The following is a 15,686-nucleotide window of genomic DNA, read 5'->3' on the forward strand; positions in this document are numbered from 1 at the left end:
CCTGGCATCAGCGGGTTGCTCTCCCCTCAACTCCGCGTCACACGTGGTTGTCAAGTTCGGTTTGTCGGCTGCCTTCCCAAGCCAGAGGAGCCCCCATGTTCCCCCGACTCGGAGCCATCATCGCCACGTCCCTCGCCGCCCTCGCCACCGTAGCCCCCACAGCGACCGCCACCCCGTCATCGGCGATCTACTTCGAAGCCCCCCAGATCACGGTCGTCGCGCATCGCGGAGCCTCCGCGGACGCACCCGAGAACACCATCACCGCGTTCCAGCTGGCCGACAAGCTGGGCGCCGACGCGTTCGAGCTCGACGTGCAGGAGACCAAGGACCACAAGCTCATCCTGATGCACGACACGACACTGTCCCGCACCACGGACGTCGAGAAGATCTTCCCCGACCGGGCGCCCTGGCGGGTCGGCGACTTCACGCTCGCGGAGATCAAGCGGCTGGACGCGGGCTCGTGGTTCGCCGCCAAGTACGACGGCGAGCCCGTACCGACCCTCGAAGAGACCCTGAGCGAGATGGACGGCAGCGGCCTCAGTCTGCTCCTGGAGATCAAGGCACCGGAGCTCTACCCGGGCATCGAGAAGCGCGTCGCCGACGAACTGCGGAAGGACGAACTGCGGAAGGACGAACTGCGGAAGAACGCCTCATGGCTGAGCTCCGGTCGGCTGGTCGTGCAGTCGTTCAGCTGGGCCTCGATGCGTACGTTCCACCGCGCCATGCCTCAGGTTCCCATCGGCCTGCTCGGCACGCCGGCCATGGCGGACCTGCCGAAGGTGGCGGCGTACGCCACCCATATCAACCCGCCGTACGGCAACATCACCGAGCAGTACGTGCGGCGCGTCCACAGCCTGGGGATGGCGGTCTTCGCCTGGACGGTGGACGACCCCGACGTCATGCGCCGGCTGATCGGCTATGAAGTGGACGGCATCATCACCAACAAGCCGGACACGCTCATGTCTCTGGCTCGATAGGACGCCCCTGGTTGCCCGTCGTCCTGCGACGACGGGCAACGCTGGGGTCGGTGCCCACTTCATGGCGATAGTGGCGCCATCTCACGGCGCCGCCCAGGAACGCACGCGTCGGCGCGTTCCTCCTGCCGCTCTGCGCGTTCCTCGTGCTGCTCTATGGCTTCCTTGTGCTGCGTCACGACTTTCTCGTGCTGCTCGACGACGCCGGCGCGTACCTGGGCCTCGGCGATCCTGGCCAGCGTGGCGCGCGCCTCGTGCCGCCGCTGCCCGGTGGGCGCGAGCCGTACGGGAGCGAAGAGGGTGACCTCGGCGACCAGGTGGCGGGTCGCGGTCACCCGCAGGAGGGAGGCGAGAAGCGAGTCGTCTCCGACAAAGCAACCGCGGGTCGACGTCGAGTCTCCTTCGCGGTAGCGCAGTGTGGCCGGGCGTACGGCGGCGCCCGCGTCGATCGCCGCCTGGAACACGGCCGGCCGGAACTCCCCCATCCCACGCCCGCACCACGTCGTGCCCTCGGGGAACGCGATCACGGTGTCGCCCGCTCTGAGGGCGTTCGCGACCGTGGCGACGGCCGATGGCAGGGCGGAGAGCCGTTCCCTGTCGATGAACAGGACGCCCGAGCCCGCGGCCAGCGTACGGATGAGCGGCCATTCGCCGATCTCCCGCTTCGCCAGCGGCCGTGACGGCACCGTGGCCGCCATGACCAGTGGGTCGAGCCAGGAGACATGGTTGGCCACGAGAAGCGCGCCTCCCTGTCCCGGGACGGTCGGCGCGCTTGGTGCGGGCTGCGGCTCGTTGAAGAAGGCGACACCGGCCGTGGTTCTGACTCTGATGCCGAGGGCGCGCAGCAGCAGCCGCGCCCACGTCTTCGTGATCTCCGCCCGCCAGGCCGTACCGGCTCGGCGAGTCGCCAGGGCGATCGAGAGGCCCGCGAGCAGCACGAGGACGGCCGCGAGGAGCCGTGCCACGCGGTGGAGGGGACCGGCGAGCACGGCGGGGGGCTCCACACAGGCGTCGGGAGTGCATGGGCCCATGCGGAGCCAGGGGTTGATCTCCACCGGACCGACCGCGGTGACGGTCATTGTGGTTCTCCCAGGAAGTGCCGCAAGTAGCGGGCGTTGACGTTGGCCATCGCGAGCAGGACGAAGAAGTCGGCGGTACCGAAGTCACGGTCATGCGCGGGCGCCCCGCATACCCAGGAGCCCAGCCGCAGGTAGCCGCGGAGCAGCGCAGGCGGTACGAACTGGTCGGAACGGGCGGCGCCCTTGATCCGCCACGGGTCCCGCGGCGTTACGCGGTACTCCGCCGGGCCCAGCGGCACCCGCTCGACGACACCGGCCGCGACCGCGCCCTCGTCGTCGAGGGGTACCGAGCAGCAACCCGCCAGCCACTTGTGGCCGCCGTTCACCATGTAGCGCGCGATGCCCGCCCACATCAGGCCGACCACCGTGCCGGCGCGGTGATCGGGATGTACGCAGGTGCGGCCCGCTTCGACCAGGTCCCGCCTGAGGACGGCCAGGTTGCGGAGATCGAATTCGGCGTCGGAGTACAGCCGGTCCGTACGTCCCGGAGGGAGCAACCGGTAGGTGCCGACCACTTTGTCGTCGTAGCGGACCAGGAGGTGGTCGCAGTACGCGTCGAACCTGTCCGCGTCGAGACCGGAGATCGGGCTGTCGAGCCGCGCCCCCATCTCCTCGACGAAGACCTCGTGGCGAAGCCGTTGCGCGGCCTGTACGTCGGCAGCGCTCATGGCCATGCCGACTGTGTAGCGGCCGGTTGTGGGGCGGCCGGTGAGAGAGATCGTCATGGGCGGGCGTCCTTCCCTGAAAGCGTCTCGCGACCATGTCGACATGCCGAAATGACGGATGCGTCTCCCATCGGGGGCAGCGAGGCGTCCGCGTGGTGAACCTCGTAGACGACCACGGTCGAGGGGTCAGGACTCCGGCGGTCGAGAGCGGGGAATCGGCAGGTCGGCCGCCCGCTGTGCTGCCCCGTCAAAAGGCAAAGCTTACGTGCGAGCTGGGCGAATCCCCCGTGTGGACTCCGTGGGAGGCGGCAGCCGCATCCTAAGATCAATCCGTGCTAGAAACGGTGATTTCTCTCATCTTCGCCGGACTCTTTCTCAGCTTCCTCATCTATTGGGTCATGCAGCTGGTCAAGGTCATGCGGCAGCGGCGCATACACAAGTACACAGACCCGATGAGGGCCATGGACATCACTGGTCGCGTGCGCCAGCTCAAGGTGCGCGGCGACGAGGACGAAGCCGTACGGCTCGTGCAGGACGAGCTGGCGATGCCCATGGCCAAGGCTCGTTCGTGGGTGAAATCCATATAGGGCAGGGCGCGTGGCCCCTGCAGCCGCGCGACTTCACGTACGCGTTGATGGCCGGTACGGCGTTCGCGCCCTTGGTGCCGGAGGTCGTGGTCTTCGCTCAGAACAGGGTCAGCGGCTCGCTCGGCATGGGCTCGGGCAGCGGCTCGACCTCGGGCACCCGGGCCCGTACCTCGTCGTGAAACCGGCGGGCGAGAGTCAGGGCGTCGGCGTTGTCGGGGGTGTGGACGAACACCGTCGGCGAGCGGCCTTCCCGCAGCCATTCGGCGACCGTGGCGACCCACGCCTGCCAGCCCTCGACCGTACGTTCCGTGGCATCCCGGCCGAGGTAACGCACGATCGGACGTTCGGTGAGAGCCGTCGACCGGCGCGGCACGCGCGGCTTCTTCGTCCACGCGTCTCGTTCGGCGTCGCTGGTCGGAGGGCTCTGGAAAAGGGTGGAGGTGTCGAACGGGACCCATTCGGCACCGGCGCGGGCGAGCACACCTTCGAGCAGCCGTTCTGACCGCGCGTCGTCGAAGAACGCCCGGTGACGCACTTCGACGGCATATCTGTACGAAGGAGGCAGGCCACGGAGAAAACCCGCCAGGGTGCCGAGATCGGTGGGCGCGAATGACCCCGGCAATTGGACCCAGAGGGCGTGGGTCCGCGATTCGAGCGGCTCGATCGCCGACAGAAACGCGCGCAACTCCTCGTCGACGCCTGGGCCGGTAAGGCGGCGCTCGTGCGTGATCGACTTGGGCAGCTTGACCACGAAGCGGAAGTCGGGGTCGGTCTGCCGGGCCCATGACTCCACGGCGTTGCGCGCCGGTGTCGCGTAGAACGTCGTGTTGCCCTCCACCGCATTGCACCAGGTGGCATAGGCCCGCAGGCGTTCGCCGGGAGGAAGCGGATGAGGCAGGAAGCGTCCCTGCCAGGGCACGTGCGTCCACATCGCGCATCCCACATGAAGCCGCATGGCCTCGACGCTACCGGTCGCGCGACGCGCACGCCGGAGGTGCCGTCGTCTCCCGGGGTTCGACTCACCGCTCTCGCACGAAGGCCGCTCACAGGTCGCGTCCTAGTTGAACGCACGACCATAAGTGGAACAGCCGCGAAATTTCATGTCGCAGAGATTGATGAAAAGAACTTTCAGAGTTATCTTCATGATCGACCCTCCCGACGCAGCTCTGTCACCACGAGGCTCACCGACATCAGGACCTGGGCGCCTAACCGTATCCCCCCATACGACTCGTTCAGAGAGGCAAGCATGCCCACAACTGGCAAGCCGACCTGGCCCAAGACCCTCAGAACCACGATCACCGCCCTGACGCTCACTCTCGCGACGGCGCTGGTTCCCCAAGCCGCCTCAGCGCAGGACAGCAGCGTCATGGCCGTGTCCCACAAGAGCCCGTTCAACTGTGGGAAGACCTTCTACGCCAACAACTGGACCCCCACCCACAACCCATCGGGTTCCATCGACTGGCAGGACTACGGCGGCGATGACATCAACGGTGAGACCGTACGCGCCACCGCTGCGGGCACCGCGTACTTCTACGACGCGGGAAGCACGAGTTATGGCAAGTGGATAGAGATCCAGCACAGTGACGGCACCAGAACCCGGTATGCCCACCTCGCGACCCAGGTGAAGTCGGCCGGCAGCTCCATGACCGTCAGCCAGGGCACCGCGATCGGGACCGTCGGCTCGACGGGCGGCGCCAACGCTCCCCACCTGCACTACGAACAGCGAACCTCCAGCGGCGCGATGGACACCAGCCCGACCGTGGACGGCGTGACCGTGTCCTTGGGCCAGAAGAAGGCCGTCACGAGCACCAACGCCTGCGGTGGCAACCCCTACACCGCCGAAGAAGTCTGCGGCAGCGGCTACTCCGTCATCGACTCCGCCGCCCTCACCGGCGGTCGCACCTACCTGCTCTACAACTCGGGTAACGGCTACAACTGCGTCGCGACGTTGAAGACGACGAGCCTCGGCACCGCGTCGGCGGTGTCGGCCTTCCTGGAACCGGAAGGGGAAAACCGGACGACCGACTCGGGCAGCTACGACTATTACGCGGGCCCGGTCAAGCGCAGCGCGCCCGGAAAGTGCGTCAAGTGGGGCGGCTCGGTCGGCAGCAGCACGTACACCAGTGGCTTCGAGCACTGCGATTAGCCTAAGAACAGTGCGATAAAGAAGCACGACATCGAAGGCCACTACCCACTCATGGGTGGTGGCCTTCGACCTCAAATGGTGTTACTGACGGGACCGGGCGCTTCTCCTCTTTAGCGATTTCGAGCTATTCGCCAGTCACGTGTTGGTCGAAGAAGCCGAACGTACGCTGCCACGCGTCGTCCGCCGCTGAGCGGACAAGACCATGACGCAACGGAAACAGCGCGAGTTTCGCGATGGGATGATGGCCGTCGGTCATGAAGGAATGCCCGGCAGCCGGATAGATCTCGACGTCGTGCTCGATGCCGAGCGCCGCCATATGCTCCTGCAGCCGCCTGCCGTGCGACCGAAACCCTTGGTCGCGGCCCCCGTAGGACCCCACGACCGGACACACCGACCGCAGCTCCTCCTGATGCCGGGGAACCGCCCCATAATTCACCGATGCGGCCCGCACACCGGGCGGCGCGCCCGCCGCATACGCCAGAGCGAACCCGCCCCCCATGCAGAACCCGATCACACCCAGCCGACCACCGTTGACGTCTTCACGACCGGCCAGCCACCGCCGGGTCGCGTCAATGTCGGCCGTCGGCCGACCCGGCTTACCGGTCGCGAGCTGATGCATAGCCCGCGCCAGGCACGCGATCCTGGTCCCGTGGCTGTACAGATCAGGCAGGACCGCCACGTACCCACGCTCGGCGAACAGATCCATCACATCAAGCATGTCCGGTTCGACGCCGTAGATTTCGTGCACGACCACCACCCCCGGCCAGCCGGCCACGGGCGCGGCCCCCTCCGGCAGTGCCACCATCGCCGCCAGTGAGTCGCCGTCGGGCAACGGAATGCGCACGTGTTGTCTCATCAGTACTCACTCCTTGGAGAGCGCCACAATGGAGTCGCCGGTGCGTACGTTGAGGACTCCGTCGCCACCGGCGCGTTCGATGCGCTCGGTACGCATGTCCTACCACCGCACGTATCCCGTCATGATCCCCCTCTTCCGCCTGACGTCCGCCGGCCCTCCTCAGCGTGGAGAGCGATACGCCGTCACCCGTAACGGCCGGCACATCGGTGTGCGATCATCAAGCGCATGACATCGACCAGAAAGGGCCATGCCGCGTAGGCGCCCTTCTGAGGTCCGTACGCGAGGATCGGCGTGCGGAACCCACAGAGCTCTGATCCATCATGTTCCCGGGCTCGGCCGTCGCCCCATGGCGGCGGTGATCGCCCTTGAGCACACCCGGATACGGCCGGGTGCGATAGCGGCGGCCTTCCCCGTCGACCAGTATTACCTCCGTCGAACCTCACCAACTCCGCCTACGTCCCCCGACTCCAATTGGGCATGGTGGGAACGACGGCGCCTGCATGGGAACCAGACCGCGTAGAGGCGGACATGGAGCCCTCAGAGACAGATGGAACGGGATGGCACGCCCATCAGGAGTAGGCCCATCTGTCGAACCACGGGGAAATCCATGAAGTACAAGAAGTCATCCCTGTCCATCTGGTCGTCCACGCGAGCGGCCGGTGCCGTCCTGGCCGCGGCCGCGCTGCTCGCCGTCTCCTCTCCCGCCCTGGCCCAGGCCACCCCGGGACCGGTCCTGCCGCCGGCAGGCGGCGTCGTCTACGTCACGAACGCCCGCTCCGGCGATGTTTCCTCCCTGGCGATCGGCCCAGGGGCGGTCCTCAGACCGCTTGGGAAACCCGTGTCCACCCTCGGCGAGTTCCCCCGGGGCATCGCCCTCACCCCCAACGGGGCCACCGCGTACGTCGTCAACAGCGACTCCGACACGCTCTCAGTGTTCCGCGTGGGGGCGCAGGGCGCGCTCCAGCCGGATCCGCAGATCGTCCAGACCGGCGACGAGCCGTGGGGGGCGACCGTCTCCCCGAACGGGCGCACCCTGTACGTGACCAACACCGCCGACAGGACGATCTCGGCGTACCGGATCGGTCTCGATGGCAGGCCCAGCAAGCTCGGCGACTTCCGCGCCACCTCCGACAACCCCAAGCAGACGGTGCTGTCCCCCGACGGGCGCTTCCTCTACCTCTCGTACGCCGATGTGGACGAGACCGCCGACAGCCCGCCACGAGTCATCACCAGATTCGACGTGCGCTTCGACGGCACACTCGGACCCGCGCAGGACGTGGCGAAGGTCGGGCAGGCCAACTTCGGGATCGCGATCAGCCCGGACGGCGGCCTGGTGTACGTGACCTCGTTGGTCGGGCAGAACGTGTGGGGATTCCGGCGCGGCGCGGACGGCGCGCTGACGCCCGTGCCCGGATCGCCGTTCCCCGCGCCCACCGGCCCGGTCGGTCTCAAGGTCACGCCAGACGGTCAGCACCTGTATGTCGCCAGCAACGACCCCGACGTCGACACGGCTCCCGGCGGCCTGCTCGGCTTCACGATCCTCACGGACGGCTCGCTCAAGCCGACCGCCGACTCCCCCGTCCACACCCCTGACCACGCCGAGGTGGCGGCGGTCGCGATCACGCCGGACGGCCGGGACGTCTTCGCCGCCATCCGGGACACGAACCAGCTGGCCGCGTTCCAGATCGGATCCGGCGGCACGCTGAAGGAGGCCACGGGATCGCCGTTCCTCACGGGTGGGGAGCGTCCGCTGAGCCAGTCCATCGCCGTACGCCCGGGACCCGCGCCCACCACTCCGCAGTAACGAGCGGCCTGGACCCAGTGCCCTTCGCGGGTACGCCCGACATTCACACAACGCATAGTGACCTTCCGGTGACAACAGCGGCGTAAAAGGCCTGCTACACCGGGAGGTCTGATGCTGTTATGCGCCCCGCCTTCCTCGCTACAACCCCGGTGAAGAAACCGGCTGCTCGTGCGTAGTCTGCCGCTTCGGATACGAGCCAGCCACCCGCAGACGGCCCGAGGAATGGCCATGCAGAAATTGCCGCAGTGAGGTCACCCCTGGTGGCCAGTTTTAGGTCCCCACATTTTCGTGCCGCCGACAGTTCCTGTGCCTCGGATAGGCAGCTCGACCATCCTGCTCGACACCGGTCAGGGGTGTGCAGGCGAAGCCTGGCGCCCAGGAGGCCCTTTCAACGGGAGCGAAGAAACATCGGGCCGGCGTGAACTCTTCGGCGGAGCAGCGGTAAGTACATGCGAATCTGCCCGTTGCCGCACGAGGCACCACGCGAAGGAGCTGACCAGTTCATGGCCGAACCGGCGATAGCCGAGGCCGCCGACACCGATCTGATCCGCCGATCGTTGCGGGAGCCGGAGGCGTTCGCCATGGTGTTCGACCGGCACGCGCCCGCCCTGCACCGCTTCGCGGCTCGCAGGCTCGGTCACGACTCGGCCGAGGACGTGGTGTCCGAGACCTTCCTGGCGGCGTTCGAACATCGGGACCGCTACCAGTACGGCCAGGTCAGCGCCCGGCCCTGGTTGTACGGCATCGCCTCGAACGTGATCGGCAAACGGCGGCGGCGCGAGGTGGCCCGCTATCGGGCGTACGTGCGGGGCGGGGTGGACCCGGCGGAGATCACCGGCGGTCCGGTGGAGGACGGAGTGGGCACGCTCGCGGTCAACCGGCCGCTGATGGCGGCGCTGGCCGGGTTACGCACCGGGGACCGGAACGCGCTGCTGCTGGTGGCGTGGGCGGAGCTGACGTACGAGGAGGTGGCCGAGGCGCTGGACGTTCCGGTCGGGACCGTGCGATCCCGGCTCAACCGGGCGCGCAAGAAGGTTCGCCAGGCGCTGGAGGGAGCAGATCATGGATGAGATGGAACAGCTCGGCCGGTTGTGGGCCGAGGTGCCCGAGGCGACCGAGCGCGAACTGGCGGGCTCGCGTGCCGCCCTGGTGTCCCGGTTCGACCGTCCGCGCCGCAGGTGGCGTACCGTGCTGCCGGTCCGGCGCGTCGCGCTGGTCGGCGCGATGGCGGTGACGCTCACCGCCGGCATCCTTGTCACCGAGGTGGGTCTGGGCGGCTCTGATCCGCGCACCCCCGGGTATCTGGTCGCGGCGCCTCCTGCCGACGCCAAGGCGCTGCTCAACCTGGCCGCGCGGGCCGCCGCCGACCAGCCTGACATGGTGCCGCCCCGCGGCCAGTACGTCCACACCAAGATGCTGGCCCAGCGCGGCTATTACAGCGCGGACAAGTCCGGACGGATCAAGTACTCCAAGGTCATGGTCAGGGAGGAGCGCTGGGAGGCCGCCGATGTAGGCAAACCCTGGCTGAGCCGCGAGCAGGCACTGTCGGCCACAGACTCGGTGCCGAGGCGGGAGTGGGACTACGGGGTCGAGGACATCGTGTCCGAGCCGGCGGCCTGCCCCGGCGAACCGGCCTACGCCCGGCTGGGCGTCTGGCCGACGGACCCGGCCCAGGTCCGGGCGAAGCTCGTAGCGAAGGAGGGCGAAGCCCCACTGCGCGTCTGGTCCTCCCTCAAGGTCCTGGTCATGGAGTCGGTGGTACGGCCTAGCCTGAGCGCCGCGCTGTACCAGGTCGCCGCCAGCCTCGACGGCATCGTCCTCATCCCCGACGCGGTGGACGCGGCGGGTCGCCCCGGCCTGGCCGTCGCCATGGACGAGGGCGACGGCACCCGATCCGAGCTGATCTTCGACCGGCAGACGTACCACTACCTGGGCGAGCGCACGGTCAACCTCAGGGACAGAGAAGTGCGGCTGCCCAATGGTCACAAGTTCCCCACCCCGGCGGGCGCGACGAGCGGCACCGCCGTGCTCGCCGTCGATCTGGCCCCCGGGCTGCCCGAGGTGTCGCCGAAGGCGTCCCGCATGAAGATCCCCTGCTGATCCGGCGTTCTTGGCCGGAAGTTCTGTTTCGCATGTCCACAGAGATGAAGGAGCATTGCCATGTTCATCGCAGCGAAGGCCGTCGCGGCCACCCTGCTCATCGGTTCGTTCGGCGGTCTCACCTCGCCAGATACGGAGGCCGTGTACGAGAAGAAGGCCGCCATCGAGCAGACGCGGGTCACCTGCATGCGGGAGCAGGGCTTCACCTACCTGGCCGAGCCGGTGATCAAGCGCACGTGGCAGGCCGGGGAGCGGGAGCGGCTCGCGGGTGACTACAAGGCGCTGCACGAGTACAGGGCCAAATACGGGTTTGGCGTCTGGTCCAAGCTCGTCTTCCCGAAGGACTCCGTGGTCAACCCTGTGTCGGGAGAGAGTCCGAACAATAAGAACCTGATGGCGATGCCGGAGGGCGAGCTGAAGAAGTGGCGCACCGCCGATGATGGCTGCTTCGCCAAGGCCGCCAAGCAGCACCTGGGCATGACCGTCACCTCGTACTGGAACGACTACCTCATCAAGCTCGACGTGGCGCTGGACAAGTCCGTCGTCGCGCTCGACAAGGACAGGCGGCTCACGCAGCTCGGCGAGCGGTTCGCCAAGTGCCTGGGCGTCAACCAGACCAAGCCTTCGGCCTTGGCCGAGCTTGGTGAGTCGCAGTACACGAAGCAAGCCACGGAGGTTGCCAAGAAGACCTGGAAGGACCCACTGCCGAAGGTGCCCAAGGGCCGCACCCTGATCCTGAAGCCGGTGCTGAAGCCGGACGAGGCGAAGCCGTACCTGGCCAAGGAGATCAAGGCGGCGCTGAACGACCTGGAGTGCGGCAAGTCCTTCTACGCCGCCTACTCGCCCCGGGCTCGGGCGGCCAAGGAGCAGGTGTACCAGGAGTTCGCCGTGGACTTCGCGCTCTGACTCGGGCGAGGACGTGAGCGGGGTCGTTCGGGGGCAAGCGAGCGGCACCCACGGTAACGGAAGGGGTGCCGCTCGTGGCACGCGAGCAGGTCGTCACGCTCGGGGCCGCATAGGATGATCTTTCGGAGAGGGTCGAAGTCGGCTCGGCCGTCGTCGCCATACGACCCCCTAGCCGGGCTGAGTCGGCAAGTCCGCTGTACCGACACGAGGAGAGCTGACCAGTGTGAGCCTGGCCTTCGCCACTGAGGTGGGTGGTCTCAGGCCGAGCACACCGACCCCCACGGCGCCCGCTGGCCACGCGGCAAGGCACACGACGACGCCACCGCCGTCTACTGGCGACTCTGACGTCCGGAACGGTTTGTCCGGCAGCAAACGCGCCGGGCGATGCGCGCGCTCACCCGGGCCGCGTGCGCCTACCCCAGTTGAGCGAGGTCTTCTTCGCTCAGCTTCAGCGTGCCGGCGGCGATGTTCTCCTCCAGATGCGCCAGTGAGCCGGTGCCGGGGATCGCCAGGATGTTCGGGGATCGGGCCAGCAGCCAGGCCAGGGCCACCTGCGGCACTGTCACACCGTGGCGGGCGGCGATGGCGTCCAGATGCCCGGCCTTGATCGGCTGGAACCCGCCGACCGGGAAGTAGGGGACATAGGCGATGCCCGCGTCCGCGCAGGCGTCGACCAGTGGGTCGTCATCGCGCTTGGACAGGTTGTAGAGGTTCTGGACGCAGGCGATGGGCGCGATCGCGCGGGCCTGGGCGAACTCGTCAGCGGTGACGTTCGATACGCCCAGGTGGCGGATCAAGCCCTCCTCGCGCAGCGCGAGCAGCGTTGTCAAGGGCGGCGCCAGGGGCGTCTGGGAGCGGGATCGGTCACCCATCCGCAGATTCACCACGTCCAGGCGGTCAACCCCGAGCGAGCGCAGGTTCGCCTCCACGCCGCGGCGCAGGCCGTCCGGTGTCAGGCCGGTCATGTCGGCCGCCGGCAAGGCGACATCGGAGCCCTCGACCAGCGCGCCCACCTTGGTCACGATCACCAGGTCAGCCGGGTAGGGAGACAGCGCCTCCCGGATCAGCTCATTGGCCGCCACTCCGTCACGCGCGTAGTAGTGCGAGGTGTCGATGTGATTCACGCCGAGCTCCACCGCCCGGCGCAGGATCGCCAGGGCCGTCTCCCGGCTGGGCCGATCACCTCGCGGCCAGCCGGTCAGCTTCATCGCTCCGTAACCGATCCTCGCGACGCCCAGGTCGCCGCCCAGCGCCCATCGATTCATTGCCACGATCGACCACTTTAAGGGCTCGCGGATGATCAGCTCGCTTCGTCAAGGAGGCGCTGGAAGGCTTCCTGAACACGCATCGCCTTCTGCAGATCTTTCACCGTCGCGTTCGGGATCGTGCGGAAGTAGGAGCATGCCGTCTCCTGGTGCGCGACGATGAGGTCCTTGATGTTGGGATCGTGGATGCCGGGATAGTCCTCGGTGTGCTGGAGGACGGCGTCGAAGACGTCTGGAATCTGGGCGGCGAAGTCGTCGATATACGCATCCCAGTCGCCATCGAAGTTCGTGGCGAACAACAGTCGGGTGTCATTGTCGAAGAGCACCCATCGCGCGTCGTGCAGGGTGCCGATGCGCGCGCTCATCTCCTTTCTCTTTTCCTCGAATCCCGGCTGCTGGAAGATGTCGCGGATCTGTTGTCCATGACCGGGCTTGACGTTGAAGAAGAGGGTGAACTCGCTGGTCCTGCCGTCCTTTATGCCTGGGCGGCCAGGCTGTTGGGTGTTCGTGGTCATGATGGTCGTCCTATTCTGGGCAAGTCAGCCGTTGCTCCGCGCTGTCGGGCGTTGATGTTGGACATCAGTTGCCGGCGCGCTCGTGCCTGAACCATGAACGGTGGCTCATGTGTTGAGTTCGGCGAGCCAGTTCAGCGCCCGGATGCCGGGCATGAACAGGTATTCACCCCCCTTGGTTATCGCGAAGCGTGGGAGCTCCTTCAGCCGTCGGCGGATGGGCTGCTGGGGGATCGTGAAGGTCCCGGTGGCATCGTTGTCCCCCACGACGGGGTCCTTCTCGGTGCCGAGACCGACGAAGTCTCCGTCATTGGCCCACTGGGTCTTGATGAACTCGAACTGCCGTACCAGGTCGGCGCCCATGAAGATGAACACGATGCCGCGATCGACCCCATCGTCTTCCAGTTGCCCTTCCGGGAGCATGGGACCGTAGGTCGTGCCTCGGCGCAGGGCTCGGTGGATCTTGATGTCGACGAACGTGTCCGAGAGGGCGTCACGTGGGTTCATGCGGCGGATGTGGGAGCCGAGTGGGCAGCGCAGGCCGCGGGGATCCTCCTGCTGGTAGTTGAAGTCGTTGGCTCGGTGCGGGTCCGCCGCGAGGGCCGGGTCGTCATGTTCGGGAGTCAGTACGAGGGGTGCGCCGCTGCGCCAGCGACCGACCATCTTCGCCGCGAGAAACTCCTCCTCTTCGGGCGAGGAGGCGTTGTCCTTCAGATATCGGCGGAAGGCGGCCACTCGCATGTGCAGCTTGCGGAAGGCGACGTAGGTGCCGTTGCGCCCGAGGACGTTCGGTTGGGGCATCGGCCCGACCTGCCCGGACTCGTTGGCGTAGCCGAGAAGGAACTCGCCGGCCCTGATGGTCGGGCCGAAGCCCGGCAGGTAGCCATAGTGGTCGTCGCCCGCACGGAGGATGCTGGCCACCCCGGCGCCTTCGATGTCGGGCTCGCCGATGCCGTCCACGAATCCCAGATGCGTACGCCTGGTGGGCAGTTGGCTCGCGACCAACCGGTAGATCATCGACACTCCGGGCAAGCCGTTCAGGGTTTCGCGGGCTCCGTCCAGCACGGACTGCAGTGCCGTATCGTCCGGCGCGAACACCGACAACGCGACGTGGACGTCAGTGGTTCCCAGCGGCGGATCCCAGTGCTCGGGACTGCTCTCAGCGACATCACCGAGCCTTGCCGCGCGGGCAGCCATTCCCTGGCGGAACTCGGGAGGGAAGCTGTCCAGCGATGCCTGCGGTACGCCGAGGGCGCGCAGACCTGCGTGGCTCAGCGCGACGCTGAACCACGCGTGACTGGGAGGGTTCCACCATCGGTCGGCCGAGGCCACTTGAGGCGCCAGCTGCCGCAACATCTTCCGGCCGTCCGCCGGATCGTCGATGCGCAGCAGGAAGTAGGCACCCGTATAGGGCCACGGGCGCTGCCTCAGCACGGTGCCTTGGATGTCCGCCAACTCCAAGGTCTGGGCCTTGCCGTCGCTGTCTGTCATCGCACCACCTCGTGTATCCGTGGAGTACGTCAGGCCGTTGAGCGCTGTCTCCTACGGCAGCACCTCGTCAGCACTGCGCCGCTCTTGGCGCTCTTGTCCGTTGAGCCGGTGCCGCTGGAGGGAGGAGTGGCGGTAGACGTCCTTGCGTGCTCGCATGATCTCGCCAAGAGGTGCGTGCGCGGCCGGCACCCGCCATGGAGTGAAGGACAGCGCGTCCATCTTCATAAGCGTCCCCTCATCGAAGATGTCCTGCTGCGGGAAGCGGAGCTTGGCCACCGTGACGAACGGCGACAACTGCTCGGGCCACTCGACGGTGAGATCCTTGACCGGCATGAGCTCCAGGTCGGCGCAGAGCTGAACCTGGAGGTCGAATGCGTAAGGCCGGTCCCTCAGCTCGGCTATCAGAGCCGGCCGGAACATCTCCTCCGCCGCCGTGACATCGATGCTGCGATGGACCACCGCGGCAGCGAAGGCGGGGTCAGGAGCGAGGCGCACCTTGGCCATGTAGTCGCCGTGCCGTACCGCGCCCATTGTCCAGTACGTCGACAACAGAACGTTCACCATGGCCCGCTGCTGCACTTTGAGGAATGCCAGGAACTCCTCCCACGCCCACTCGTCCTGGGCCAGCGTCCCCTTCCCGGTCACGAACTCGCGGTAGAAGCGATGGCGACCGGGCGCGCCCTCGGCGAAGTACTTCGGCGCATCGAGGAACAACTCCTGGATGAACAAGTAGTGATCCACGGTGTTGCAGAAGAAGACCGGCGCGTTGATCAGGAGGTAGTCGAACGTGCCGGAGTCGGGTTCGTCTTCCAGCAGAGTCGGGCCATCGATGTCGAACACCTTCAGCGCCAGGCCGATCGCACGCCCCAGCCGCGCGTCGGCTCCCGTATGCGGCGAGCCGTTGGAGAAGCGCACGAGCGCGCCATGCCTTCCCGGCGTGGCGTAAATGCCCTGCGCGTACTCGGCGGGGAGCCGGTCGAGAATCTCGATCTCCCCTTTGACCAGGCCATACCCCTTGGCGTGTGCGTCGCGAACGGCCAGGCCCGTGCCTTCGGCCGTGACCGATTCCGCGATGTACTGCTCGGTCTTCCCGATCACCGTCTGCAACTTCTTGTCGAAGTCGGGATCGATAGTCTCCACATCAGGCGAGTAAGGAACGAACCGTGATGACATGAGCTCGACCGTTTCTTTCTGCGGTCTGCGGGCCGTATCCATTCACGCCTGTGATTGATCAGGCGTTTTGCGGTGGCATCCAGGGGTTCCCGGCCAGGGCGTCACGGAGGGCATCGAGTGGGTGGATG

15 protein-coding genes are annotated in these 15,686 nt (G+C 67.1%); 7 read left to right on the plus strand and 8 right to left on the minus strand.

What is annotated here, in order from left to right:
• The first annotated feature begins 95 nt into the window (after nucleotides 1–95).
• On the plus strand, nucleotides 96–977 hold the full coding sequence (locus AB0L53_RS43460; protein ID WP_364007700.1) for a glycerophosphodiester phosphodiesterase family protein: 882 nt from the start codon (nucleotides 96–98) through the stop codon (nucleotides 975–977).
• A gap of 59 nt (nucleotides 978–1,036) precedes the next feature.
• Here AB0L53_RS43460 and AB0L53_RS43465 read toward each other — a convergent pair whose 3' ends face one another.
• Nucleotides 1,037–2,053, minus strand: coding sequence for a lysophospholipid acyltransferase family protein (locus AB0L53_RS43465; RefSeq protein ID WP_364007703.1), 1,017 nt, complete (start codon nucleotides 2,051–2,053; stop codon nucleotides 1,037–1,039).
• Nucleotides 2,050–2,778: a GNAT family N-acyltransferase gene (locus AB0L53_RS43470; RefSeq protein WP_364007706.1), complete on the minus strand. Its 729-nt coding sequence runs from the start codon at nucleotides 2,776–2,778 to the stop codon at nucleotides 2,050–2,052. The genes AB0L53_RS43465 and AB0L53_RS43470 overlap by 4 nt, the downstream gene beginning before the upstream one ends.
• Nucleotides 2,779–3,050: 272 nt before the next feature.
• Here AB0L53_RS43470 and AB0L53_RS43475 point away from each other — a divergent pair, with 272 nt between their 5' ends.
• Nucleotides 3,051–3,305 (plus strand): hypothetical protein, encoded by a 255-nt coding sequence (locus tag AB0L53_RS43475; protein ID WP_357938325.1) that lies wholly within the window; start codon nucleotides 3,051–3,053, stop codon nucleotides 3,303–3,305.
• Nucleotides 3,306–3,402: 97 nt separating this feature from the next.
• Here the strand turns inward: AB0L53_RS43475 and AB0L53_RS43480 are convergent, their stop codons facing one another.
• Entirely contained in the window at nucleotides 3,403–4,260 is an 858-nt protein-coding gene (locus tag AB0L53_RS43480; protein WP_364007709.1) for a DUF72 domain-containing protein, read from the minus strand.
• 291 nt (nucleotides 4,261–4,551) lie between these two features.
• Here AB0L53_RS43480 and AB0L53_RS43485 point away from each other — a divergent pair, with 291 nt between their 5' ends.
• Nucleotides 4,552–5,451, plus strand: coding sequence for a M23 family metallopeptidase (locus AB0L53_RS43485; RefSeq protein ID WP_364007712.1), 900 nt, complete (start codon nucleotides 4,552–4,554; stop codon nucleotides 5,449–5,451).
• A gap of 124 nt (nucleotides 5,452–5,575) precedes the next feature.
• Here the strand turns inward: AB0L53_RS43485 and AB0L53_RS43490 are convergent, their stop codons facing one another.
• Complete coding sequence (locus tag AB0L53_RS43490; RefSeq protein ID WP_364007715.1) at nucleotides 5,576–6,307, minus strand: dienelactone hydrolase family protein; 732 nt, start codon at nucleotides 6,305–6,307, stop codon at nucleotides 5,576–5,578.
• A gap of 607 nt (nucleotides 6,308–6,914) precedes the next feature.
• Here AB0L53_RS43490 and AB0L53_RS43495 point away from each other — a divergent pair.
• From AB0L53_RS43495 to AB0L53_RS43510, 4 genes are all read left to right on the plus strand, one after another.
• Nucleotides 6,915–8,111 (plus strand): beta-propeller fold lactonase family protein, encoded by a 1,197-nt coding sequence (locus AB0L53_RS43495; protein ID WP_364007718.1) that lies wholly within the window; start codon nucleotides 6,915–6,917, stop codon nucleotides 8,109–8,111.
• 503 nt (nucleotides 8,112–8,614) lie between these two features.
• Nucleotides 8,615–9,181, plus strand: coding sequence for an RNA polymerase sigma factor (locus AB0L53_RS43500; protein ID WP_364007721.1), 567 nt, complete (start codon nucleotides 8,615–8,617; stop codon nucleotides 9,179–9,181).
• Entirely contained in the window at nucleotides 9,174–10,211 is a 1,038-nt protein-coding gene (locus tag AB0L53_RS43505; RefSeq protein WP_364007724.1) for a CU044_5270 family protein, read from the plus strand. Before AB0L53_RS43500 ends, AB0L53_RS43505 begins: the two co-directional genes overlap by 8 nt.
• A gap of 60 nt (nucleotides 10,212–10,271) precedes the next feature.
• Entirely contained in the window at nucleotides 10,272–11,117 is an 846-nt protein-coding gene (locus AB0L53_RS43510) for a hypothetical protein (RefSeq protein WP_364007727.1), read from the plus strand.
• Nucleotides 11,118–11,530: 413 nt separating this feature from the next.
• On the opposite strand, the gene AB0L53_RS43515 is transcribed toward AB0L53_RS43510, so the two are convergent.
• The 4 genes from AB0L53_RS43515 to AB0L53_RS43530 form a co-directional block, all read right to left on the minus strand.
• Entirely contained in the window at nucleotides 11,531–12,382 is an 852-nt protein-coding gene (locus AB0L53_RS43515; protein ID WP_364007739.1) for an oxidoreductase, read from the minus strand.
• Between the two features lie 35 nt (nucleotides 12,383–12,417).
• Nucleotides 12,418–12,897, minus strand: a complete 480-nt coding sequence (locus AB0L53_RS43520; protein ID WP_364007730.1) for a hypothetical protein — start codon at nucleotides 12,895–12,897, stop codon at nucleotides 12,418–12,420.
• Nucleotides 12,898–13,002: 105 nt separating this feature from the next.
• Entirely contained in the window at nucleotides 13,003–14,385 is a 1,383-nt protein-coding gene (locus AB0L53_RS43525; protein ID WP_364007733.1) for a Dyp-type peroxidase, read from the minus strand.
• 51 nt (nucleotides 14,386–14,436) lie between these two features.
• On the minus strand, nucleotides 14,437–15,525 hold the full coding sequence (locus AB0L53_RS43530; RefSeq protein WP_364007736.1) for a catalase family protein: 1,089 nt from the start codon (nucleotides 15,523–15,525) through the stop codon (nucleotides 14,437–14,439).
• Nucleotides 15,526–15,686 lie beyond the last annotated feature (161 nt).

It is taken from the genome of Nonomuraea sp. NPDC052129 (assembly GCF_040680095.1).
In the GTDB taxonomy this organism is placed as follows: Bacteria; Actinomycetota; Actinomycetes; order Streptosporangiales; family Streptosporangiaceae; genus Nonomuraea.